Genomic DNA, 23735 nt, shown 5'->3' with positions numbered 1-23735 from the left:
CGCCCGGTTCAGATGGATAAGGAGTCTTATGACCATCCCCCGTCATACCCATAACCAGGTTCGCCCTTATGGCGCCCCTGTGGTTGCCACCCTCCTGCTGACCCTGCTCTCGGGCATGTCTCAATCGGTGCAGGCCGCCCAGCCTGTGCCCGCCGAGCTCAAGCTCGCCATCGGTAGCGAGCCCACCGAAGGGTTTGACCCCCTGCTCGGCTGGAGTCACGGTAGCTACCTGCTGCTGCACAGCCCGCTGCTCAAACAAAACGCCGATCTCGGCTGGCAGAATCTGCTCACCCAATCGGTGACCCCGAACCAGGATGGCAAGGGGTGGCTTATCCGCCTCAAGCCGGATCTGAAATTCTCCAATGGCGCGCCGCTCACCGCCGAGGATGTGGCCTTTACCTACAACAGCGCGGCCAAGGGCGGCGGCAAGATCGACATGGGCAACTTTGTCTCGGCCAAGGTGCTCTCGCCTACCGAGGTGGTCATCACCCTGAGCGCCCCCCAGAGTACCTTTGTCAACGTGCTGGGATCCCTCGGCATAGTGTCGAAGAAGGATTACGACGCAAAAGCGTATGCCCAAAAGCCGGTCGGCGCAGGCCCTTACCGGTTGGTGAGCTTCCTGCCCGGCCAGCAACTGGTGGTGGAGGCGAACCCCTATTACGCCGGTGGGAACAACGACTTCAAGCGGCTGGTGTTTGTCTTTATCGACGAAGAGAGCGCCTATGCCGCCGCCCAGAGCAATCAACTCGATCTGGTGCGCATCGCCCCGTCGCTGGCGCCCACAGTCCCTGCCTCACTCAAACTCTGGGTGCGGCCAAGCGTGGAGAACCGCGGCATCGTCTTCCCCATTCCGCCGGCGGGTGGCAAGGATGCCAAGGGTTATCCCATCGGCAACGACGTGACCTCGGACGTGGCGGTGCGCCGCGCCATCAACTACGCCATCGACCGCAGGCTGCTGGCCGATCAACTGCTGGAAGGGCACGCCATTCCTGCCTACAGCGCGGTAGAAGGCCTGCCCTGGCAAAGCAAAGCCACCGCCTTCAAGGATGGGGATGTCGCCCATGCCAACGCCCTGCTCGACCAGGCGGGCTGGAAGATGGGCAGTGACGGCATTCGCCACAAGGGCTCCCTGCGCGCCGCCTTTACCCTCTGGTACACCAGCGGTGACAGCACCCGCCGGGATCTGGCGGAAGCGGTGCGGGCCATGCTCAAACCCATCGGCCTCGAGGTGAGCCTCAAGTCCGGCAGTTGGGAGCAGGTGGAGCGCGAGATGCACGCCAATCCGGTGCTGATGGGGTGGGGGAGTCTGGATCCCATGGAGCTCTATCACCACTACCAGAGCGGCTCCGGTGGCGTTGAGTTCTACAACCCGGGTTACTACAGCAACCCGGTGGTGGATGGCCACCTCAAGCAGGCGCTGGATGCCACCGACTGGCAGGCGGCCGCACCGTTCTGGCAGCAAGTTGAGTGGGATGGCAAGACAGGTGCCGGGGTGCAAGGGGATGCCGCCTGGGCCTGGCTGCTCAATGTGCAGCATACCTATCTCGCCAACCGTTGCATCGACCTTGGCAAGGGGGCGCCGGAGATCCACGGTAGCTGGTCACTCCTCAACAACCTCTCTGATTGGCGGTGGACGTGCCGCTAAGTTCGTCCACTATGATGAGTGTCACTGTGAAAGCCCTGCTGCGACTGGCAGGGCTGTTATGTCTGGTCTCTGTCGCCACCTTTGTGCTGCTGAGCTACTCCCCCATCGATCCCATCAAGGCCTATATCGGCAACGATCTGCTGCACGTGCCGCCCGAGCAGTACGCCCGCATTGCCGCCCGCTGGGGGCTGGATCAGCCGCTCTGGCTGCGCTATTGGCACTGGTTTAGCCAGGTGCTGCAGGGAGATCTCGGCTACTCCATGCTCTACAACGCACCAGTGGGTGAGGTCATTGGCCAGCGCTTTGCCGCCTCCTTCCTGCTGCTGGCGGGTGCCTGGCTGCTCTCCGGTTTTTTCGGGATTTTGCTGGGGCTCTGCGCCGGTCGCTATCTCAATCGCTGGCCCGATCGCCTGATTTGCCGTTTTGCCTACCTGCTCGCCTCCTTGCCCACCTTCTGGGTGGGCCTGTTGCTGCTGGCGCTGTTTGCGGTGCACTGGCCGCTACTGCCAGTCTGCTGCGCCTGGACGCCTGGCCTCTCTGCCGATGAGGTGGACTGGTTGATGCGATTGCGCCATCTATTGCTGCCAGTCACAACCCTGGCCCTGCTGGGGCTTGGCAATATCGCGCTGCATACCCGGGCGCGGGTGGCCGAGGTGCTGGAGAGCGACTTTATCCGCTACGCCCGCGCCCAGGGGGATGGCGGCTGGCCCATGCTGCGCTTTCACGTGCTGCGCCACGCCCTGACTCCGGCGCTCTGCCTGCAGTTTGCCTCCCTCGGTGAGTTGATTGGCGGATCCCTGTTGGCAGAGAAGGTCTTCTCCTATCCGGGTCTCGGCCAGGCCACCGTGGATGCGGGGCTGCGGGGAGATATCCCCCTGCTGATGGGCATCGTGCTGTTCTGTACCTTGCTGGTCTTTATTGGCAACACGGTGGCCAGCCTGCTGCTGGCGCGCATCAATCGGGGCTGGGAGGGCGAGCATGCTGTTTAATCCATTCCCCTCCATCGTGCGCCTTGGGGTGGCCCTGATAGGATTGGCGCTGCTGGCCACTTACGGCTGGAGCTTGTCGGCTCAGGATGTGCCGATGGATCTGCTGGCGCGCCAGCAGCCCCCCTCGCTGGCTCACTGGTTCGGCACCGATCAGATGGGGCGGGATCTCTGGTTGCGGGCGTTTCAGGGCACCCTCACCAGTCTGGAGCTGGGGATCAGTACGGCCCTGTGCAGCGGCCTGCTGGCCATGGTGGCGGCAAGCGTGTCGCTCATTCACCCCAGGTGTGATGCGGCGGTGCGAATGGTGATCGACGCCATGCTGGCGCTGCCCCATATGCTGCTGCTGATCCTGATCTGCTTCGTCGTTGGGGGGGGCATGCGCGGGGTGATCCTGGCGGTGGCGCTGACCCACTGGCCCAAGCTGGCGCTCATTCTCTGCGCTGAGGCGCGGCGGATCGCCTGCAGCGACTATGTGGTGCTGGCCCGCTGTCAGGGGATGGGGGCGCTGCGCCGCTGGCGCACCCACCTGCTGCCGGGGTTGTTGCCTCAGTGGTTTATCGGCACCTTGCTGATGTTTCCCCATGCGGTGCTGCACAGCGCGGCCTTGAGCTTTCTCGGCTTTGGGCTGGCGGCCCACGAGGCCTCGTTGGGTCTGCTGCTGGCCGATGCCCTGCGTTATCTGGCCGGCGGCGGCTGGTGGCTGGCTCTCTTCCCCGGTCTGATGCTGCTGACGTTGGTTTTACTGTTTGATCAGGCTACCCGTGCTTTGCAACAACTGCTGTGGCACAGGAGTGAACCATGCTGAGTTTTGACCATGTGACCATAGAGGCGGCCCACTACTCCTGGCTGGGGCGGCGTAGCTGGCAGCCATTGCTGACCGATATCAGCCTGCAACTGGCGCCGGGGGAAATAGTGGCGCTGGTGGGGGGAAGCGGCGAGGGCAAGAGCCTGCTGTTGCAAAGCGCTCTGACATTGCTGCCGGACAATCTGCGCATGCGCGGCGCCATCTCTCTTGATGGCACGCCTCTGTGCGATGCCAGCCGGGCCCGTCTGCGCGGCCACACCCTCTGTTATGTGCCGCAGGGGGTGAGCGCCCTCAATCCGCTGCTGACGGTGGAGCGCCAGCTGGGCCGCGCGGCGCGTCTGTGCGGTCAGAACGCTTCCCGCGAGCGGCTCGGCCAGCAGTTGCAGCGCTACCAGCTGCCCGCCACCACGTTGGACAGATACCCGCGCCAGCTCTCCGGCGGCATGGCCAAGCGCATCCTGGCCTGCACCGCGGCGCTCGGCGGTGCCCGCTACATTCTGGCGGACGAGATCACCGCCTGGCTCGACGAGGGGCTGGCCTGCCAGCTGCTCAGCCAGTTGCGTGAATTGGCCAATCAGGGCAGCGGTATCCTCTGGGTCACCCACGATCTGGCGCTGGCGGCCCGTTTTGCCGATCGCATCGTCGCGCTCCATCAGGGGCAGGTGAGCGACACCTTGAGCTGCCACCATCTGCGCCAGGGGCAGGGGAGCGAGATGCTCCGTGCTCACTGGCAGGCGCTGCCCGAGTTCAATGCGATCTTCTCCGTGCCGGAGGTGTCCTGATGTTTGAAGTACGAGATCTTACTATCGCCCAGGGGGAACGCCCCCTCTGGCAGGGGTTATCGCTGACGGTGAAAGCGGGGGAGCGGCTAGGGATATCTGCGCCAAGCGGCCATGGCAAGACCACCCTAGGGCGGGTATTGGCGGGTTGGCAACCGGTTCGTGCTGGCGGGCAGATCCTGCTGGATGGGCAGCCGTTGGCCGAACCGGTGAAGGGCTATAACCCCATCCAGCTGGTGCCCCAGCATCCTGAGCTCACCTTCAACCCCTACCGCACCACCGGGCAGGCGCTCTGGGATGTATGGCGCCCCGATGACGCCATGCTTGCCCGCTTTATGGTCAAGCCTGCGTGGCTCGGTCGTAAACCCGGTCAACTCTCCGGTGGTGAGCTGGCCCGCATCGCGCTGTTGCGCGCCCTCGATCCCCGCACCCGGTTGCTGATTGCCGACGAGGTGACCGCCCAGCTGGATCCGCAAATACAGCGCCAGCTCTGGCGGGAGTTGATGGTTGAGTGCGAACAGCGCGGGCTCGCCATGCTTGTCTTCAGTCACCAGCAGGCACTGCTGCGCCAGATCTGCCATCGGGTACTGCGCTTTGGGGAGATGCAGCCCGTGACTGGTGTATTGGCTGAAAATGCGGCCTGAGGGTTAGTTCCCCCTCATCCCCAGCCCTTCCCCCGCAAGGGGAGAAGGGAGCAGAAGGTGCCATCTCGTCAGGCTCGGGGTTGGGAAACGGGGCGGGTTGTTATGCCCACAGACTTTCTGGGGGGCTGTGCGTACTTCGAGCATCTCGCGAGCATCCATGAACAGGTTCCCCTTTCCCTGTTGAGACGGGAACGGAGCATCCACAGACCGGTTCCCTCTCCCTGGGGAGAGGGTCAGGGTGAGGGGGGCGAGTATGAAACGCTGGCCATTTTGGGCAGATAGCACGGCGGGCAAGATTCGCAGATAAAAGAGAGGGAGGCATCAGCCTCCCTCTCTTGTTTTCTACCGTTATCAGCGGCGTTTAACCGGTTCAGGCACTGGCCAGCCAGTTAAGCCAGGCATCCATTCCTTCGCCTGTGGTGGCGCTGACCTGGATCACCTGGATATAGGGGTTGACCCGTTTGGCGTTCTCGATGCAGCGGGCCACGTCAAAGCTGACATGGGGCAGCAGATCGATCTTGTTGATCACCATCAGCTGGGCGGCGGCAAACATGTCCGGGTATTTCAGCGGTTTCTCTTCCCCCTCGGTGACGGAGAGGATCGCCACCTTGTACTTCTCGCCGAGATCGAAGCTGGCGGGGCAGACCAGATTGCCCACGTTTTCGATAAAGAGGATGCCCCCTTTATTGGCGGGCAGCTGGTGGCAGGCGTCGTGGACCATCTTGGCATCCAGATGGCAGCCCTTGCCGGTGTTGATCTGCACGGCAGGGACGCCGGTGGCACGGATGCGATCCGCATCGGCACTGGTCTGCTGATCCCCCTCGATCACCACGCAGGGGCGTTTGTCGGCCAGCTGGCGCAGGGTTTCGCACAGCAGGGTGGTCTTGCCCGAGCCCGGACTCGATACCAGATTCAGTACCAGCTGTCTGGCGGCCTCGAAGTGCTCGCGGTTGTGGGCCGCCAGGGCATTGTTCTTGGCCAGCACGTCCATCTCGATGGCGATCAGCTGGCGCTGCCCCATGCCGGGCACCGACAATCCCGCTTCCCCCTTGCCGTAGTGCAGGGAGCCCTGCTGATGGTCATGGTCATGGTCATGGGGATGCGCGTGGGAATGACCGTGGTGATGAGTGTGATCATGATGATGGCCGTGGGGGGGCTCATGGTGGTGCTCATGGGGGTGATCATGCCCCTCATGACTTATGGGAGCCCGCACCCCGTGGTAGTGGTGATGAACATCCCCCTGATGGTGATAGTGGTGGTGAATGATCAGGGTGCGCGTCGCACTCTGCTCGTGGTCATGATGGTGATGCGCGTCATAAGCATGATGATGGTCGTGCTCATGACCATGTTCATGGTGATGTTCATGTTCGTGATGATGCTCATGATCGTGCTCATGGCCGGCGATCCGCGCCTGGCCGCATCCGCATACGCTACACATATCAACTTACCTCGATGTCGGTGATGCGCAGGCTATCGCCCTGCGCGACTCGTAATTTGTATCCGCCACACTCGGGACAGGCCTGCCCGCGCTCGGTGAGGGTGACCGTCTGGTTGCAGTCGTAACACCAGGCCTCTGCCGCCTGGTGCTGAAAGTGAAGCTGGGCGCCTTGGGCCACGGTGCCCTTGGCGGCTGCCTCGAAACAGAAGGCAATGGTGTCCGGGTCGACGCAGGAGAAGCTGCCGACCTCGAGCCAGAGGGCGGTCACCTTGTTAAAGCCCCGCTGGGTGGCCTGCTCGGCCGCCAGATCGATGGCGGCCATGGCCAGAGACATTTCGTGCATGGTGGCTCCTTAACCGATATGGGGAGGAGTTATTCCCCCCTGTAATTGGCTGAACGGCATGGCCGATCAGCAGATCCGCGGCAGCAGTTCCCCTTGCGGCAGCTCCAGATAACGGCGGCTGCCCCAGGGGTTGTTGAGGATCACCTTGTGGCGATCGCTCGCCTGCACCCCGCCGATCTGGCTGGCGGCGGGGTTGAATTGCCGCAAGATACCCAGCGCGTCCTGTGCCTGTTCGGCAGGCAGGGCCAGCACCATGGTCCCCTCGTTGGCGAGATCATGGGGCTCGAAACCGTAGAGCTCGCACAGGCCGCGCACCGGATCGCACACCGGAATGGCGGACTCCTCCAGCTCGATGGCAACGCCGGAGGCGCTGCTCCACTCGTTGAGCACGGCGGCGAGGCCACCGCGGGTGGCATCGCGCAGGGCGTGAGGTGTAATGCCCGCTTTTAGCAGCGCTTCGACCTGTGGCCAGAGGGTGGTGCAGTCGCTCTTGAGATCAGATCCCAGCTGCAGGGTGTCACGGGCCATCAGGATGCAGGCGCCATGGCTGCCGATATCCCGCGACACCAGAATGGCGTCACCGGCCTTGAGGCTCCGCACCGAAATGCCCCGGCTCTGCTCAGGCAGCGGGAAGGTGCCGACCCCGCTGGTGTTGATAAAGATCTTGTCGGCCGCCCCCTTGGGCACCACCTTGGTGTCGCCGCAGACGATGCGGGCGCCGCTCTTGGCAAGCTCCGCCGCCATCGACTCGACGATGCGGGCCAGATCGGCGTAGGGGAACCCCTCCTCGATGATAAAGCTGGCGCTCAGATACTCGGGTTTGGCCCCCATCATGGCGAGATCGTTGACCGTGCCGGCGATGGCCAGCTTGCCGATATCGCCCCCCTCGAAGAAGAGCGGCGAGACGGTAAAGCTGTCGGTGGTGAAGGCGACGGGGCCCTCTACCGGCAACAGGGCGGCATCTTCACCGCGCAGCAGGATCTCGTTGCCAAAGTGGCGAAAGAAGAGCTGATTGATCAGCTGATTCATTTCGACACCGCCGCCGCCGTGGCTAAGTTGGATTTCTCTCATCGGGTCTGGTTCTCCACAAGATTGCAGAAATAGGCTGGTTCATCTCTCCTCATCACCCGACCGCCGTGGCTTGACTGAATTTCTCTCATTGGATCCCCATATATCGGTAGTAGGCATTGCAGGCCCCTTCGGAGCTGACCATGCAGCTGCCCATGGGCTGGGTCGGGGTGCAGCCCCGGCCAAAGACTTTGCACTGGTTCGGTTTGGCCAGGCCGCGCAGGATATCGGCGCACTGGCACGCCTTGTGGTCATCGATGGGAGTCTGATTGAGCGCGAAGTGGCGCTCCGCATCGCGTTTGGCAAAGGCATTGCGCAGGCGCAGGGCGGAGGCGTTGATATCCCCCAGACCTCGCCAGCGAAAGTGCTCGCGGGTCTCGAAAAAGCGCTCGACTAGCCGCTGGGCGGCTTTATTGCCGCTGGCGGTGACGGCGCGGCTGTACTGCACCTCCAGCGCGAAGCGACCCTCCACCTTCTGGCGCACCATCATCAAGAGCGCCTCCATCACATCCACCGGCTCGAAGCCGCTCACCACCACAGGCACCTGATAGCGTTGGACTATGGGCAGGTAGATATCGGCGCCGGTGATGACGCTGACGTGAGAGGGGCCGATAAAGGCGTTCACCTTGGCCACCCCGTCGGCCATCACCGCATGAATGGCGGGGGGCACCAGCACATGGTTGATATGAAACAGCAGATTCTCGACCCCTTGCTCTTCAGCGGCAGCCAGCAAGGCGGCGGTCATGGGGGTGGAGGTCTCGAAACCGATGGCGAAGAAGACCACGGTTTTTTCCGGGTTCTCACGGGCGATGCGCAGGGCATCGAGGGGGTCATAGACCGGGCGGATATCGCTCCCCTTGGCCCGTTGCTGGGCCAGCGTGCCCTTGGAGCCCGGCACCCGGATCATGTCCCCCAGGGTGACCAGAATGACGCTGGGCTGGCTAGCCAGCTCGATGGCCTGATCGATGCGCTCTTTGGGCATGATGCAGACCGGGCAGCCGGGGCCGTGAACGAACTCGATGCTGGCGGGCAGCAGCTGGTGCAGGCCGTATTTCATGATGGTGTGGGTATGGCCGCCACACACCTCCATCACCCGCAGCGGCTCGGGCAGATCTTTGGCCAGTTCGGTGATCTGGGCGGCGAGGGCGCGGATCACCTCGGGCTGGCGAAAGCCCTGAAAGAGATCATTGAGGGTCAGCATGGCAAAATATCCTGCTTTGGCATCAGGGCCACCATCTGGCGGAAGCTCCCGAGGCTGGCCTGCGCCTCCTCTTCGTCAATCTTGCTCATCACAAAGCCGATGTGGAGCAGCACATAGTCGCCAATGTTGAGAGGCTCTTCGAGCAGCATGCAGCTGACGCGCCGCTGCACCCCCAGGGTGTCGACGGTGACGCAGTTATCTTCGGGGTGCAGTTGCACCACCTGAGAGGGGATGGATAGACACATGGATTTCAGGACTCCGACAAGGTGGCACAACCGGTGGTGACAGGCTGATGCGTGGCAAGATGGTGGATGGCAAACCAGAGCTGACCGGCGGCGATGCCACCGTCATTGAGCGGCAGGGTTTCGCTGGTCAATACCTGCCGGCCGGCGGCTTCGAGAGCGGGCACCAGCTGGTCCATCAGCACCCGGTTTTGAAACACGCCGCCCCCCAGTACCACCGGATAGCCGGGGAAACGCTCGGCCAGGGCGATGACCAGCTTGCTGACGGCGTGGATAAAACCGGCAGCCAGGCTGGCGTTGGAGGTGCCTTGGCGCCGCTCGTTGACAAGGGTATGGATCAGCTCGGCCCACTCGATACGCAGTGGCCCCTTTGCTGATTGGCTGAGGCCAAAGGCGAGGGGGAAGGGCTGTTCATCGGGGGCCAGCTGCAAGGCGGCTGCCTCCAGCAAGAGTCCGGCCTCGCCTTCGTAATCTGGGGTGTCGATCACCCCCAAGAGCGCTGCCACCGCATCGAACAGCCGACCGATGGAGCTGGTGTAAGGGGCGTTGCGACCCAAGCGCCAGAGCTGATGCAGGTTGCGGATCTTCTCGGCTGGCAGTTTATTGATCAGCGGAATGTCGAGGGCGCAGATCTGCTCCACGCCATACGACTCAAACAGCAGCCCCAGCAGCTGGCGCACCGGCTCGCGGATGGCCGCCTCGCCACCGATCAGTTTGAAGGGCTGAAGGTGGGCAACCCGCTCGAAGCTCTTCACATCGGCCAGCAGCAGCTCGCCGCCCCAGAGGGTGCCATCATCGCCAAGGCCGGTGCCATCGAAGGCCACCCCCAGCACCGGGCCCGTGATGTCGTGCTCGGCCATCACCCCCAGCAGGTGGGCGTGATGGTGCTGCACCTCGAGGTGGGTTGAATCCTGATCCTGGCAATAGCTTTTGGCCCACTGGTGGCTGAGGTAGCCGGGGTGGCGATCCGAGACCAGCAGCTGGGGTTTGAGAGCGTAGAGATCGCGGAAGGTCGCCAGGGTCTGCTCAAAGTGGTTCTGCATCGGCAGGCTGTGCAGATCGCCGATATAGGGGCTGTAGATGCGCTGGCGGCCGAAAGCCAGCGCCAGCTGGTTCTTCTGCTGCGCCCCGACCGCCAGCAGCGGCACCTTGACCGCCTGTTTCAGGCTGGGGGTGCAGGGGGCATAGCCCCGGGCGAGGCGCAACGTCTGGCGCCGCCCGCCTGCCCACTGCACCAGACTGTCGTCGCACGGGTGCAGGATGGGGCGGTTGTGATCCAGGATGCCGTCAATCTCGCCCCCGAGTTCCCTGATCACCGCCTCGCACTCGATCAGGATCGGGCTGCCGCGACCATTGGCGCTGGTGGCCACCAGCGGCATGGCGCAGGCATCCAGCAGCAGCTGGTGCAGCGGGGTATAGGGGAGCATGACGCCGAGGTAGGGGATGCCGGGGGCGATCCCCTCGGCCAGCGGAGCCGCAGGCTGCTGCGATTCTGACGGCCGATCATCGTTTTTGTGCTTGCGCAGCAAGGTGATGGGTCTGGTCTGAGAGGCGAGCAGCTTCCACTCTGCCTCGCCGCCGGTGACATGCAATTTGGCCTCGGCAAGGGAGCCCATCATCACCGCCAGCGGCTTGCGCTGGCGCCGCTTGAGCGTTCGCAATCTGACCACACTCTGTTCATTACGAGCATCACATATCAGGTGATAACCCCCCATCCCCTTGACCGCAATCAGCGCCCCCGCTTGCAGGGCGCTGGCGGCAGCCTGCAGGGCATCCTCGCGCTCGGCCAGCGCATCGCCGTGGCCGCTGCGCCAGCTGAGATGGGGCCCGCACTCGGGGCAGCTCACCGGCTGGGCGTGGTAGCGTCTGTCCAGCGGGTTTTCATAGGCTGCCGCACAGCGCGGACACATGGCAAAGCCCGCCATGGCGGTGTGGGGGCGGTCGTAGGGGAGGCGGCGGATGATGGTGTAGCGCGGGCCGCAGTGGGTGCAGTTGGTAAAAGGGTAGTGGTGATGGCGATCTTTGGGGTTGGCCACATCGTTGGCGCACGCCTCGCACATTCCCTGATCCGGCGAGATGGCGACCGTGGCGGCGCTCTGCTGCTGGCTGGCCTTGATATGAAAGGTGCCGTCGTAGTCGGGATTATGTTCGGAGTCAGCGTCTTGAGGTAGTTCACGTTCGCTGAAGTGATCGATGCGGCTTAAGGGAGGTGCCAATTCCCGCAGTGCGCGGGCAAAGGCGGCGAGCTGCTCGGGGGAACCCTCGGCACCGATAGTGACGCCATTGGCATCGTTCAACACATAACCGACAAGGCCGTGGCGCAGTGCCAGCCCATAGACGAAGGGGCGAAAGCCGACCCCCTGTACGATACCGTCGATATGAAATTCGCGGCGCAGCCGGGTGCTCGTTGGGGTCCTTGTCGTCATGGCGCCATCCTGAGGGGGGCTGGCGCCCCAACCTGAGAACAAGGGGGCAGATGGCCCGCCTCGATGACAAGAGGGCAGGGTAGGGCCGGCCATCCGGCGATCATCCTGGGGAATGTCATGCGATATCGAACTCCCGTCTGCTGGCCTGCTGCCATGGCACGGGCTCAGGGTGCAACGAACCGGGTTGCAATGGGCGCCGCGAGGGGAAGGGGCCTTGGTTTGGCAGGGAAAGGAGGAGAGTGGCCCCTGCCGCGGGGGCCAAGTTTATCGGGTCAGTGCCCCCCATTACCTTGATCTCGCACCGGTTTGAGTGCCAGACGCGGCGCTTCTTTGCGATCCTGCGAGACGGGCCCGCTCGTCATTGAGCAGCAGCATCAGGTGGGGGAATCGACGGGGCAGTGACGGCACAGCGCATCGGGCGCCCCGATAGCGCCCCTGCAGGGTGGCGCGGCCAGGGGGCGCTGGCCTCGGGAGGTTTTTTTTGTTTGGTTTTATTTGACGATACTCATCAACCGAATAGAAAAACTAAACATTTTGGGCGCTTTTTATCGTCTTCTGAGCCCTGGGTGGGCCTTGTCGGGTCTGCATGGGCCAGAAAACGGGGGGCAGCCCGGTTTCCCCGGTGTGCCGGGGATCTGTGTGGCAAGGGGGAGGGGCCATTTGGCGGGATCTGCCATTGGCGCCCGGGGTCGGCTCGGGTATAGTCCTGCGCCAACAAGATAGGTTCGGATGGAGGAGTCGGCGCCGCGTCAGGCAAGCGGGCCGACGCCTCCCTTCGGCGCGGCTTTAAAGGATATCCCCATGAAATTCAGTCCCCTGCTCGATGAGATGATGAAGGCGCTGCAGGTCTTGCCGGGCGTGGGCCCCAAGTCGGCCCAGCGCATGGCGTTCACCCTGCTGGAGCGCGAGCGCAGCGGCGGCCTGCGTCTGGCCTCCCTGCTCAATCGGGCGCTGACCGAAATCGGTCATTGCAGCCACTGCCGCACCTTCACCGAGAACGATCGCTGCGAGATCTGCGCCAATCCCAAGCGCGAGGAGAATGGTCTGCTCTGCGTGGTGGAGAGCCCGGCAGACGTGGCGGCCATCGAGCAGACCGGCCAGTTCTCCGGCCGCTACTTCGTGCTGATGGGCCATCTGTCGCCGCTGGACGGCATAGGCCCGGAGGAGCTGGGGCTGGAGATCCTGGAGCGGCGCCTCAAGGATGAGCACATCAAGGAGCTGATCCTCGCTACCAATCCCACCATAGAGGGGGATGCCACCGCCTGGTACATCGCCGACATGGCCCGCGCCGCCGGGGTGGAGGTGAGCCGCATCGCCCACGGGGTGCCGGTGGGGGGCGAGCTGGAGCTGGTGGATGGCACTACGCTCTCCCACTCCCTGATGGGGCGTCAGCGCATCTAAACCTGCTTATGTGCCTGCTGCGAAACCGTGATCAAGGCTCATGTGCTGCTCGGAATCCTCATTTATGCCTATAAACTTCGGTTTCTGCGCTGCTCTTCACCTTGCTGACGGCTTCTCGCGACGGCCCATCAACAGGTTTGGCTGGATGGTACAAGAAATGGGCAACTGAGCCTGTGACGAGGGGCCAGTGTGCAAGTTTGCATACTGGCCCCTTGATATTTGAAAGGCCAGCCCCATCTAGGTTGGGAATCTGTTCAACCCGACGTTTTGAGGACTGGTCGATGACCCAAAGTGTTCACGCCGAAACCCACGGCTTTCAGACTGAAGTCAAACAACTGCTGAGCCTGATGGCTCACAGCCTCTACTCCAACAAAGAAGTATTCCTGCGCGAGCTGATCTCCAACGCATCCGATGCGGCGGACAAGCTGCGCTTCAAGGCGCTTTCCGATGCCTCTTTGTTCGAAAACGACGGCCAGCTGCGCGTGCGCCTGGTGGTGGACAAAGAGAACAAGACCCTGACCATCTCGGACAACGGCATCGGCATGACCCGGGATCAGGTGATCGAGCACCTGGGCACCATCGCCAAGTCCGGCACCGCCGAGTTCTTCAAGCACCTCTCCGGTGATCAGGGCAAGGACTCCCAGCTGATCGGTCAGTTCGGGGTGGGCTTCTACTCCGCCTTCATCGTCGCCGACAAGGTGACCGTCATCTCCCGCGCCGCCGGCACAGAGCCGGGCCAGGGCGTGCAGTGGGAATCCGAAGGGGAAGGCTCCTTCACCGTGGCTGACGTGACCAAAGAGGGTCGCGGCACCGACGTCATCCTGCACCTGCGCAGCGATGAAGAGGAGTTCCTGGACGACTGGCGCCTGCGCGCCGTGGTTGCCAAATACTCCGATCACATCAGCGTGCCGGTGGAGATGTTCAAAGAGGGCACTCCGGATCGCGAAGAAGACGGTGAAACCATAGTCGGCACCCCGGGCGAGTGGGAGCAGGTCAACCGCGCCACCGCGCTCTGGACCCGCAACCCCAAAGACATCAAGGACGAGGAGTATCAGGAGTTCTACAAGCACGTCGCCCACGACTTCGAAGATCCCCTGCTGTGGGGCCACAACCGGGTGGAAGGGGCTCAGGAGTACACCAGCCTGCTCTACATCCCGGCCCGCGCACCGTTCGACCTCTATAACCGCGAGCAGAAGCACGGCCTCAAGCTCTACGTGCAGCGCGTCTTCATCATGGATGACGCCGAGCAGTTTATGCCGACCTATCTGCGCTTCGTCAAAGGGGTGCTGGACTCCAACGATCTGCCGCTCAACGTCAGCCGTGAAATTTTGCAGGACAACAAGGTGACCGCCTCCCTGCGCAAGGCCTGCTCCAAGCGGGTGCTGACCATGCTGAACAAGCTGGCGAAAGAGGATGGCGAGAAGTACGCCAAGTTCTGGAGCGAGTTCGGCAATGTTCTCAAAGAGGGCCCGGCCGAGGATTACGCCAACCGCGAAGAGATCGCCAAGCTGTTGCGCTTTGCCAGCACCACCGGCGAGGGCGAGGCCCAGACCGTGTCGCTGGAAGACTACGTTGGCCGCATGAAGGAGGGCCAGCAGAAGATCTACTACATCACCGCCGACTCCTATGCCGCTGCCAAGAACAGCCCGCATCTGGAGATCTTCCGCAAGAAGGGGGTCGAAGTGCTGCTGATGTGGGAGCGTGTCGACGAGTGGCTGATGAGCCACCTCACCGAGTTCGACGGCAAGCAGCTGGTCTCCGTCACCCGTGGCGAGCTGGATCTCGGCGAGCTGGAGGACGAGGCGTCCAAGCAGGCCCAGGAGGAGGCTGAAAAGGCCAACGCCGGTCTGGTGGCGCGGGTCAAGCAGAGCCTGGCCGATGCGGTGAAAGAGGTGCGTGTCACCCACCGCCTGACCGATTCCCCCTCCTGCATCGTCACCGACGACCACGGCATGAGCACCCAGATGATCAAGCTGATGCGCGCCGCCGGTCAGCCGGTGCCGGAGCAGAAGTACATCCTGGAGCTCAACCCCGACCACGCCCTGGTGAAGAAGTTGGGCGCCATCGAAGACGAGGCGCTGTTCGGCGAGTGGGTCGCCCTCTTGCACGAGCAGGCCCAGCTGGCGGAGCAGGGCGGGCTCAATGATCCGGCGAGCTTCGTCTCCCGTATCAACCGTCTGCTACTCCAGGCGTGATGTGATTGGCCCACTGCAAGGCAGTGGGCTTTTTTTTGGTCGACGCCGCCCCCGGGGCGGCGTCGGTCGCCCTGGTGACTGCTGCATTTTCAATCATTTTTGGTGGCAGGGGCCTGCGTCTTTGGTCGCAGAGACGGCGCCAGGGAGTGGTGATAATCTGGCCACTCACACGGGGCGAGCTTGTTAATATGGGCGAAAACGTGTAGTTTTTTGCCTTCTCAAGAATTGAATAACCAATCAATTAGGAGCGTGTATGCGCATTGTTCTGTTGGGAGCACCGGGTGCCGGCAAGGGTACCCAGGCTCAGTTCATCATGGAAAAACACGGTATTCCGCAGATCTCCACCGGCGACATGCTGCGTGCGGCGATCAAGGCGGGCACCGAGCTGGGCCTCAAGGCCAAGGCCGTGATGGACGCAGGTCAGCTCGTCTCCGACGACATCATCATCGGCCTGGTCAAAGAACGTATTGCGCAACCGGATTGCGCCAACGGCTTCCTGCTGGACGGCTTCCCCCGCACCATTCCCCAGGCGCAGGCCATGAAGGATGCCGGTGTGGTGGTGGACTTCGTGCTGGAGTTCGACGTGCCGGACGAAGAGATCGTCAAGCGCATGAGCGGCCGCCGCGTGCACTCCGGCTCCGGCCGTACCTACCACGTGGTGTTCAACCCGCCGAAAGTGGAAGGCAAGGATGACGTGACCGGCGAGGATCTGGTGATCCGTGCCGACGACGAAGAGACCACGGTGCGCAAGCGTCTGGATGTCTACCATCAGCAGACCGCGCCGCTCATCGGTTTCTACGGCAAGGAAGCGGAAGCGGGCAACACCCGTTACGTCAAGATCGACGGCACCCAGCCGGTGGATCAGGTCAGCCAGCAGCTGGCGGCGATCCTCGGCTAAATCTGGTCTTGCCACCGGCATTGCCCGGCGTGCTGGCAATCCTCTTGCCACGCCAGGGGGCAATCGAGGGGCAACGACATTGAGACAAGGGTCCATACAGGGCCCTTTCTTGCATTATCACAAGCACGACAAACACCCCACGACAGGACGCTAACGTGACCACGAAAACCGGGATCTTGCTCGTCAATCTTGGGACCCCAGCGGCGCCAACCTCGGCGGCCGTCAAGGCCTTTCTCAGTCAGTTCCTGCAGGACCCCAGGGTGGTCGAGATACCTCGCCTGCTGTGGGCCCCGCTGCTGACCTTCGCCATACTGCCGTTTCGGGCCCCCAGGGTCGCCAAGCTCTATCAGCAGGTCTGGACCGAGCAGGGCTCGCCCCTGATGGCCATCAGCCAGCGGCAGCGGGCGGCGCTGGAGCAGGAGCTCAAGCGGGAAGGGGTCGATGTGCCCGTGGTGCTGGCCATGACCTATGGCTCGCCCTCCCTCGACGAGGGCTGGCAGGCGCTCAAGGCCCAGGGGGTCAACCGGGTGATACTGCTGCCGCTCTATCCGCAGTATGCCGCCAGCACCACGGCCGCCGTGTTCGACGGCTGGGCCCGGGTGATGAAGAAGGAGCGCCACCTGCCGGTGATGCGCCTGATCCGCGACTACCACAACCACCCCGAGTACATTCAGGCGCTGGCCATGAGCGTGCGTCGCCAGTGGGAGCAGCAGGGCCAGGGTGAGCACCTGCTGATGTCCTTCCACGGCATTCCCCAGCGCAGCGAGGACGAAGGGGATCCTTACGGTCACCAGTGTCGCCGCACCGCCGCCCTGCTGGCGGAGGCGCTGGGTCTGTCCCCCGAGCAGTGGAGCGCCAGCTTCCAGTCCCGCTTTGGCAAGCAGGAGTGGCTCAAGCCCTATACCGACGTCACCATAGCCCAGCTGGCAGAACAAGGGGTCAAGCGGCTCGATGTGATCTGCCCGGCCTTCTCGGCGGATTGCCTCGAGACCCTGGAGGAGATCCAGGTCGAGAACCGCGCCGTCTTCATGGACGCGGGGGGAGAGCAGTTCCACTACATACCGGCCCTCAACAGCGATCAGGCCCACATCCGCATGATGGTGTCGCTGATCTGCCGCGAGCTGGCGTGAGGGGTCTTCACGGTCGCGACTATGCGCGCCTGGTGTTCGGGTTCAACGATAAAGGAGTGTCTTGATGATGCATATCACGCTGATCTACGCAGGCCTCTTGGGGCTCCTGTTCCTGCTGCTCTCGTTCTGGGTGGTCAAGCGCCGTGCCCAGTTCAAGGTGATGATAGGGGAAGGGGAGGCGCCCGAGATGCTCTCCGCCATCCGTGCCCACGGCAACTTCGCCGAGTACGTGCCGCTCACCCTCCTGCTGATGGCCCTGTGCGAACTGGCCGGGGTGGGGGCGCTCTGGCTGCACCTGGGTGGGTTGCTGCTGCTGGTGGGGCGCATCCTGCACGCCATCGGCATCCAGATCCCAAAGGCGCCGAACAAGCCACGGCTCTTCGGCACCCTGTTCTTCTGGCTGGCCCTGGGGCTCTTCTCGGTGCTGGCGCTGGTGCAGGGGCTGTCATTCGGCTGAGGCCCGGGCCACTTGAGTGCGAAAAACCACCTCAGCGCGAGGTGGTTTTTTGATGGGGAAAGATCAAACGTTTTCCTCGCAAACCCTTGCCTATACTGACCTCAAAATTTAATCGTGCGACTTTTCGGCGGGGTGGATTGTGTTAAAATCCCGCCCCTCTTTCCCCCAGAGCACAGAAGATTGCCATGAAATTTCCCGGTCAGCGCAAGTCCAAACACTACTTCCCGGTCGACAGGCGTGATCCCCTGATCCCGCAAAATCCCCAGCTCACCGAACTGGGCAAGGCCTATGTGGTGGGCATAGATCAGACTCTGGTGGATATCGAAGCCCATGTGGACGAGGACTTTCTGAACCGGTACGGCCTGAGCAAGGGCCACTCCATGCTCATCTCCGACGACGTGGCCGAGCGGGTCTATGAAGAGCTCAAGGCCAACAACATGGTGGTGAGCGAATTTGCCGGCGGCACCATAGGCAACACCATGCACAACTACTCTGTGCTGGCGGATTCCCACTCCATCCTGCTCGGGGTGATGAGCCAGGACATCCGCATCGGCAGCTACGCCTACCGCTATCTGTGCAACACCTCGTCCCGGGTCAACCTCGACTACCTGCAGCCGGTGGACGGCCCGGTCGGTCGCTGCTTCACCTTCATCACCGAAGGGGGAGAGCGCAGCTTCGGCATCAACGCCGGCAAGATGGACCACCTGGACGTGGCACACATCCCGGAGGCCATCATCAAGGACTCCTCCGCCCTGGTGATCACCGCCTACCTGGTGCGCGGTGCCGACGGCACCCCCATGAAGGAGGCCGCCATGGCTGCGGTCCGTTATGCCCGCGAGGCCGGTGTGCCCGTGGTGCTGACCCTGGGCACCCGTTTCGTCATCGACGAGAACCCCCAGTGGTGGCGTGACTTCATCAGCGAGAACGTGACCGTGCTCGCCATGAACGAGGACGAAGCCGAGGCCCTGACCGGGATCAAAGACCCGCTCGGCGCCGCCGACAAGGCGCTGGACTGGGCCGACATGGTGCTCTGCACCGCCGGTCCCATCGGCCTCTACATGGCGAGCTACACCGACGAGGATTACAAGCGCGAGACCACCCATACCCTGCTGCCCGGGGTCATCCCCGAGTTCAACATGTATGAGTTCAGCCGCCCCATGGCCCGCGAGAAGTGCCGCAAGCCGGCGCGGATCTACTCCCACATCTCCCCCTACATGGGCGGCCCGGAGAAGATCAAGAACACCAATGGCGCCGGGGACGGTGCCCTGTCCGCCGTGCTGCACGACATGGTGGCCAACGCCTATCACCGCATGAATGTGCCGAACTCCGCCAAGCACCTCTCCGAGTTCCTCACCTACTCCTCCCTGGCCCAGGTGTGCAAGTACGCCAACCGGGTGAGCTACGAGGTGCTGGCCCAGAGCAGCCCGCGTCTCTCCCGCGGCCTGCCGGAGAAGGAAGACAGCCTGGAAGAGGTGTACTGGGAGCGGTGATCCCGTCATCCGGTCGACAACAAGAAAGGGTGCCCAGTGGCACCCTTTCTTGTTTTTGGGGCTGGATCATGTTTTTGGCACTGCTTTTGCTGACATCGTGGACAGGGCGCGTCGTGGCGGCATACCTTGTGTTAAGGATATGTAGCTGCTGCGGGGCTGGGGTATGTTGAGACAATGGAGTATCGGTCGGCGCCTGTCGCTGGTGACCCTGATGGTGCTGGCGCTGCTGGGACTGCTGCTGTTCTTCTGCCTGCAGATCTATCATCAGGGGCTGATGGGGGAGAAGAGCCGCCAGACCCGGGCCCAGGTGGACACCGCCTACAGCCTGGTGGCGGGGCTGGAGGCCAGGGTGCGCAAGGGAGAGCTGGGCGAGGCGAGCGCCAAGGCCGAGGCCCTCGCGCTGATCAAGGGGCTGCGCTATGGCGCCGATGACTACTTCTGGATCAACGACAGCCACCCCACCATGGTGATGCACCCCATGAAACCCGAGCTGGACGGCAAGGATCTCTCCGGGGTGGAGGACAAGCAGGGGCTCAGGCTGTTCGTCGCCTTCGCCGATCTGGCGCGGGCGCAGGGGGCCGGGGAGGTGGCCTACTACTGGCCCAAGCCCGGGGTGGAGGAGCCGGTGCGCAAGATCTCCTACATCAAGCGCTTCGCCCCCTGGGACTGGATCATCGGCACCGGCGTCTATGTGGACGACGTCGAAGCCCAGTATCAGGAGGTGCTGCGGACCCTGCTCGGGGTAGGCCTGGTGCTGGCCCTCCTGCTGTTTGCCGTGGTCGGACTCATAGTGCGCAGCATAGTGGCGCCGCTCTCCCAGTCGGTATCGGCCCTCGGCAACATCGCCAGGGGGGAGGGGGATCTGCGTTTTCGGCTGCCGGAGTCGGGCCGGGACGAGCTGAGCCAGCTCTCGGTCAACTTCAACCTCTTCGCCGGCCAGATGGCGCAGCTGGTGGGGCGCAGCCAGCAGATCACGGCCCAGAACCGGGAGCAGGCGCACCAGCTGGCCCAGGTCGTCGATCGGACAGGCGCCATCGTCACCGGCCAGGAGCAGGACACCCTGCGGGTGGCCAGCGCCATGGAGCAGATGACGGTGAGCAGCCGGGAGGTGGGTCAGCACGCGGCCCAGGCTGCAGAGGCGGCGGACTCCGCGCTCAACCTCGCCCGGCACGGGCGCCAGGTGGTGGCCCAGACCCGGGAGACCATCAGCCAGCTGGCGGACGAGATGGTGGAGACGGTGCAGGCGGTTAGCCGGCTCGAGCAGGAGACCCAGCAGATTGGCTCGGTGCTCGACGTGATCCGGGGGGTGGCGGAGCAGACCAACCTGCTGGCCCTCAACGCCGCCATCGAGGCGGCCCGGGCCGGGGAGCAGGGGCGCGGCTTTGCGGTGGTGGCCGACGAGGTGCGCACCCTGGCGACCCGCACCCACAGCTCCACCGACGAGATCCGGCAGATGATCCAGCGGCTGCAGGAGGGGGCGGGCCGGGTGGTCAGCGGCATCACCCAGTTGCAGCAACTCTCCCGCTCGACCGCGGACCGGGCAGGTGACGCCGACGGCGCCATTCATGCCATCGATGGATCCGTGCACACCATCAATGCCATGAACAGCCAGATCGCCACCGCCGCCGCCGAGCAGAGCCGGGCGGCCGAGGAGATCAACCAGCGGCTGGTGGCCATCACCGAGCTGGCGGCGGATGCCCTGGCCCAGAACCGGTTGACCGAGCAGGCGGCAAGCCAGCTGGCGCTCTCCTGCGATGAGTTGGGGGCCCTGGTCGCCCAATATCGTACCTGATGGCGCTTATCCCCGCCTTTTTGGGGATAAGGCTTGAGTCTGGGGGGCTTTTGGGACACCATCAGCCCCATTATTGGCCAGCGTTGGCCGACCGCCTGCAAGAGAGAGACCCCCATGAGCAAACTAACTGACAATCTTGACGCCAATTTCCAGCTGTTCATCGAAGAAGTCCGCGAGTCGGGTCAGGTGTGGGGTCTGCGTTACGGTGAAGACTGGGTGGTGTGTCGCTCCGCCGAGTTCGAAGATGCCGACGTCATGCCGCTCTGGTCTGCCGAGGGCGATGCCCGTCTGCACTGCGTGGACGAGTGGGCGGACTACGAGCCGGAAGTGATCGAGCTGGAAGAGTTCCTCGACATCTGGGTCAACGATCTGGACGAAGACGATGTGCTGGTCGGCCCGAACTGGAACGCCGATCTGGAAGGCCAGGAGCTCGAGCCCATCGAGCTGGCCAAGGCGCTGGTTGAGCTGGACGCCTGAACCGTGCTGCACTGATGGCCCCGACGCGGGCCATCGCCGAGACCAGAACCGACGGCTGCGAGGCCGTCGGTTTTTTTTATGGCCGGCAGGGTGCCACGCTGGGCAGGCGATTTGGCTTTGCACCCGTCGCCGAGATGGGTCATCATCAACCCTTTGCCGATCGGGAGGTGCCATGTTTGTCTTTGACGTGACCACAGCGGCGGGCGCGCGGGCCCGGATCCGGGTGCAGGCGCTGGACTGGGGCCAGAGCGGTCCCGTGACCTTCCAGTGCGACAGCGACGCCCTGGCCCTGGTGCTGCTGACCGGCTGCCGCTGCGATGCGGTGGGTTATTTCGATCTGCTGGCCGGTTGCAAGCCGCTCTATGTGGAGCAGTGGCTCGCCTACCTGCAGGAGAGTGGCCACCTCGACAAGCAGAGCTGCCAGCTGGAGAGCCCGTCCCAGGAGGACTATCTGGCCCGGGCCGGGCTGGATGACGAAGAGCTCAATGCTCTGCTGGGACAGGTCTACAAGGTGGCCGGCTTCAATCGCCTGCAGATAAACCGTTACCTCAAGAACCGCCACAACCCGACCATGCTGGCGACCCGTTACGATCAGAAGGAGCTGGAGCGCTATCGCCAGCTCAATGACATCATTCTGACCTTGCTGAAGTTGAAACGTCCCCAGTGAAGATCCCCGGATGGGGAATGTCGGGCCTCAGCTCCTGGGGCCGTGCTATCAGATACCCCTGCAATCCGTCCACATACATGCCTTGCAACAACTGCTTCTGACCGAGCTCCTCCACCCCTTCCGCTATCACCAGACAGCCCATGCGATGGGAGACGTCGACTATCATCCGCACGAACTGCTGGTTGGCGATGTCCCGTTCCAGGGTGCCAAGCAGCAGCGGATCCAGCTTCACATAATCCGGCCTCAGCTCATGAAGCAGGGTGAAGGAGTCCATTCCCTTGCCAAAGTTGCGAATGGTGGAGCGACTGCCATGGCGCCTGAGCAGTTCAAACAGCCGCTTTCCACCGACCATGTTGTGTTTCAGGTGCTCTTCATCCAGGGCGAAGACCAGATTGGCGCTGATGTTCGCATCCTTTTGCAGCTGGTGATCAAACCAGATCAAAAAGGCGCTGTTCTGCAACAGGCAGATGGAGAGGTTGATCCCCCAGCGGTGGGGCTGCTGGTCGAAGGCGCGATACTGGCGCATGACATGGGTGATCAGCATCTGCTCCAGCCGCATCAGCATTTCCAGTCGCTGTGCCATGGCAAAGAGCGTGTCTGTGGGGAGCTGTATGCCCTCTCGATTGCTGAAGCGGGCAGAGATGTCCTGGTAGGGCACCATGTCCCGATTGAACGACTGCACCGGCTGGCTGTAGAGCGTGATGCAGTCCGGCTGGGACAGCAGATCCTCCAGCACTCTCTTCCAGTGCTGCTGGCCATGGAGGTTGCTGGAGTGATCATGCTGCTGGATGGCCCAGCCGTTGATGGTTTCAGTCTGGGCCCGTGCCAGAGCGAGATCGGCGCGGGCCAGGATAGCCTCGATATTCTGCGCGCGGGAGAGCTGAGTCAGCCCTGTGTAGGCCACGTTTTCCAGTTCCCGCTCCCGATGATAGTGATCGAAGGCCCGCTTGAACTCCTGCCCCAGCAAATGGGGTGGAATGTTGATGTCAGAGGGGAGCAGCACCGCAAAATCAGAGCCCGAGATGCGATAGACCTGGTGCCCGGGAAAGCGGTTGACCACCAGATTGATGAGGTTGGAAATATCCCTGATGTAGGCATCCCCGGACTGGAAACCACGCTGGGCGTTGAGGCGGGCAAGCTCGGTGGCGCGGATCAGCACCAGGATGGCGGTCTGGGTCGTCTCCTGCAGCAGCAGCTCGGTGAGATCGCGCCTGAACGCATGGCGGTTGCGCAGGCCCGTCATCTCGTCCTGGGTCGCCTGCTGCTGCAGCTCGCTTATCTGGCGATGTGCATCGAGTTCGGCTTCACTGAAGGAGGCAAGCAGCTGGCGTAGCGCCGTTTGTGCCTGCGGACTCTCCAGCATGGCGGGATCCCGTTGTTGCAGCGCCAGCAGCCAGCGCTGCTCCTGCCTCTCCCGCTCCCCCTTGCGCACGCTGTGGGTCAGAAAGAGCAGCAGGGCAAAACCGATGAGGGTGGTCATCAGGACCAGCAGCAGGGTGAGGGGGGAGGCCGGAGGCGCAAGCCAGAGCCCCTGCAGCAACAGCATGGGAATGCAGACCAGGGCACTGACCAGCAGCAGATTTCCCTCATGTTTATTCAACATCGTTTCATCCTTGATGATGCTCATGATGTAGAAATTCTAACCAAG

The 23735-nt window shown here is 63.1% G+C and carries 22 protein-coding genes; 15 read left to right on the top strand and 7 right to left on the bottom strand.

Going from position 1 to position 23735, the window contains the following annotated elements; genetic code table 11:
• Positions 1–28: 28 nt before the first annotated feature.
• From AC1IN8_RS02795 to AC1IN8_RS02775, 5 genes are read left to right on the top strand one after another with little or no spacing between them, the layout of a single operon-like run.
• Positions 29–1645, top strand: coding sequence for an ABC transporter substrate-binding protein (locus AC1IN8_RS02795; protein ID WP_479757973.1), 1617 nt, complete (start codon positions 29–31; stop codon positions 1643–1645).
• Positions 1630–2634 carry an ABC transporter permease gene (locus AC1IN8_RS02790; RefSeq protein ID WP_479757971.1) on the top strand — a complete coding sequence of 335 codons (1005 nt, stop codon included), beginning with the start codon at positions 1630–1632 and terminating at the stop codon, positions 2632–2634. Before AC1IN8_RS02795 ends, AC1IN8_RS02790 begins: the two co-directional genes overlap by 16 nt.
• On the top strand, positions 2624–3439 hold the full coding sequence (locus AC1IN8_RS02785; protein WP_479757969.1) for an ABC transporter permease: 816 nt from the start codon (positions 2624–2626) through the stop codon (positions 3437–3439). Before AC1IN8_RS02790 ends, AC1IN8_RS02785 begins: the two co-directional genes overlap by 11 nt.
• Entirely contained in the window at positions 3433–4221 is a 789-nt protein-coding gene (locus AC1IN8_RS02780) for an ATP-binding cassette domain-containing protein (RefSeq protein WP_479757967.1), read from the top strand. Before AC1IN8_RS02785 ends, AC1IN8_RS02780 begins: the two co-directional genes overlap by 7 nt.
• Positions 4221–4862 (top strand): ATP-binding cassette domain-containing protein, encoded by a 642-nt coding sequence (locus tag AC1IN8_RS02775; protein ID WP_479757965.1) that lies wholly within the window; start codon positions 4221–4223, stop codon positions 4860–4862. The genes AC1IN8_RS02780 and AC1IN8_RS02775 overlap by 1 nt, the downstream gene beginning before the upstream one ends.
• Before the next feature lie 370 nt (positions 4863–5232).
• Here AC1IN8_RS02775 and hypB read toward each other — a convergent pair whose 3' ends face one another.
• The gene (gene hypB, locus AC1IN8_RS02770; RefSeq protein WP_479758453.1) at positions 5233–6063 is read right to left on the bottom strand and encodes a hydrogenase nickel incorporation protein HypB; all 831 of its coding nucleotides are present in this window, start codon (positions 6061–6063) and stop codon (positions 5233–5235) included.
• Here hypB and AC1IN8_RS02765 point away from each other — a divergent pair.
• On the top strand, positions 5944–6324 hold the full coding sequence (locus AC1IN8_RS02765; protein ID WP_479757963.1) for a hypothetical protein: 381 nt from the start codon (positions 5944–5946) through the stop codon (positions 6322–6324). The genes hypB and AC1IN8_RS02765 overlap by 120 nt on opposite strands.
• Here AC1IN8_RS02765 and hypA read toward each other — a convergent pair.
• The 5 genes from hypA to hypF all read right to left on the bottom strand — a co-directional run bounded on the left by hypA (position 6302) and on the right by hypF (position 11580).
• Entirely contained in the window at positions 6302–6643 is a 342-nt protein-coding gene (hypA, locus tag AC1IN8_RS02760) for a hydrogenase maturation nickel metallochaperone HypA (protein ID WP_216972722.1), read from the bottom strand. The two genes, AC1IN8_RS02765 and hypA, sit on opposite strands and share 23 nt — an antisense overlap.
• A gap of 66 nt (positions 6644–6709) precedes the next feature.
• On the bottom strand, positions 6710–7714 hold the full coding sequence (gene hypE / locus AC1IN8_RS02755; RefSeq protein ID WP_479757961.1) for a hydrogenase expression/formation protein HypE: 1005 nt from the start codon (positions 7712–7714) through the stop codon (positions 6710–6712).
• Between the two features lie 85 nt (positions 7715–7799).
• Positions 7800–8912 carry a hydrogenase formation protein HypD gene (gene hypD, locus AC1IN8_RS02750; RefSeq protein ID WP_479757959.1) on the bottom strand — a complete coding sequence of 371 codons (1113 nt, stop codon included), beginning with the start codon at positions 8910–8912 and terminating at the stop codon, positions 7800–7802.
• On the bottom strand, positions 8906–9157 hold the full coding sequence (locus AC1IN8_RS02745) for a HypC/HybG/HupF family hydrogenase formation chaperone (RefSeq protein WP_479757957.1): 252 nt from the start codon (positions 9155–9157) through the stop codon (positions 8906–8908). Before AC1IN8_RS02745 ends, hypD begins: the two co-directional genes overlap by 7 nt.
• Positions 9158–9162: 5 nt before the next feature.
• A complete protein-coding gene (hypF, locus tag AC1IN8_RS02740; RefSeq protein ID WP_479757955.1) occupies positions 9163–11580 on the bottom strand; it encodes a carbamoyltransferase HypF in 2418 nt (805 codons plus the stop codon).
• 801 nt (positions 11581–12381) lie between these two features.
• Here hypF and recR point away from each other — a divergent pair.
• The 9 genes from recR (at position 12382) to AC1IN8_RS02695 (ending at position 22087) form a co-directional block, all read left to right on the top strand.
• Positions 12382–12981 (top strand): recombination mediator RecR, encoded by a 600-nt coding sequence (gene recR, locus AC1IN8_RS02735; RefSeq protein WP_025326665.1) that lies wholly within the window; start codon positions 12382–12384, stop codon positions 12979–12981.
• A 281-nt stretch (positions 12982–13262) separates the two neighbouring features.
• Positions 13263–15176, top strand: a complete 1914-nt coding sequence (gene htpG, locus AC1IN8_RS02730) for a molecular chaperone HtpG (RefSeq protein ID WP_479757954.1) — start codon at positions 13263–13265, stop codon at positions 15174–15176.
• 253 nt (positions 15177–15429) lie between these two features.
• Positions 15430–16074: an adenylate kinase gene (adk, locus tag AC1IN8_RS02725; RefSeq protein ID WP_025326667.1), complete on the top strand. Its 645-nt coding sequence runs from the start codon at positions 15430–15432 to the stop codon at positions 16072–16074.
• A gap of 155 nt (positions 16075–16229) precedes the next feature.
• Complete coding sequence (gene hemH, locus AC1IN8_RS02720; RefSeq protein WP_025326668.1) at positions 16230–17204, top strand: ferrochelatase; 975 nt, start codon at positions 16230–16232, stop codon at positions 17202–17204.
• 64 nt (positions 17205–17268) lie between these two features.
• Positions 17269–17661 carry an MAPEG family protein gene (locus AC1IN8_RS02715; protein ID WP_139439439.1) on the top strand — a complete coding sequence of 131 codons (393 nt, stop codon included), beginning with the start codon at positions 17269–17271 and terminating at the stop codon, positions 17659–17661.
• A 185-nt stretch (positions 17662–17846) separates the two neighbouring features.
• Complete coding sequence (locus tag AC1IN8_RS02710; protein WP_139439438.1) at positions 17847–19151, top strand: inosine/guanosine kinase; 1305 nt, start codon at positions 17847–17849, stop codon at positions 19149–19151.
• 163 nt (positions 19152–19314) lie between these two features.
• Entirely contained in the window at positions 19315–20943 is a 1629-nt protein-coding gene (locus tag AC1IN8_RS02705) for a methyl-accepting chemotaxis protein (RefSeq protein ID WP_479757953.1), read from the top strand.
• A gap of 114 nt (positions 20944–21057) precedes the next feature.
• Positions 21058–21420: a DUF2750 domain-containing protein gene (locus AC1IN8_RS02700; RefSeq protein WP_247626668.1), complete on the top strand. Its 363-nt coding sequence runs from the start codon at positions 21058–21060 to the stop codon at positions 21418–21420.
• 172 nt (positions 21421–21592) lie between these two features.
• Complete coding sequence (locus AC1IN8_RS02695; RefSeq protein ID WP_139439436.1) at positions 21593–22087, top strand: hypothetical protein; 495 nt, start codon at positions 21593–21595, stop codon at positions 22085–22087.
• Here AC1IN8_RS02695 and AC1IN8_RS02690 read toward each other — a convergent pair.
• Positions 22050–23690: an EAL domain-containing protein gene (locus tag AC1IN8_RS02690; RefSeq protein WP_247626667.1), complete on the bottom strand. Its 1641-nt coding sequence runs from the start codon at positions 23688–23690 to the stop codon at positions 22050–22052. The two genes, AC1IN8_RS02695 and AC1IN8_RS02690, sit on opposite strands and share 38 nt — an antisense overlap.
• Between the last annotated feature and the right edge of the window lie 45 nt (positions 23691–23735).

This window comes from Aeromonas sp. 130281 (assembly GCF_056642115.1).
This window is presented reverse-complemented; position numbering and strand designations above follow the sequence as displayed.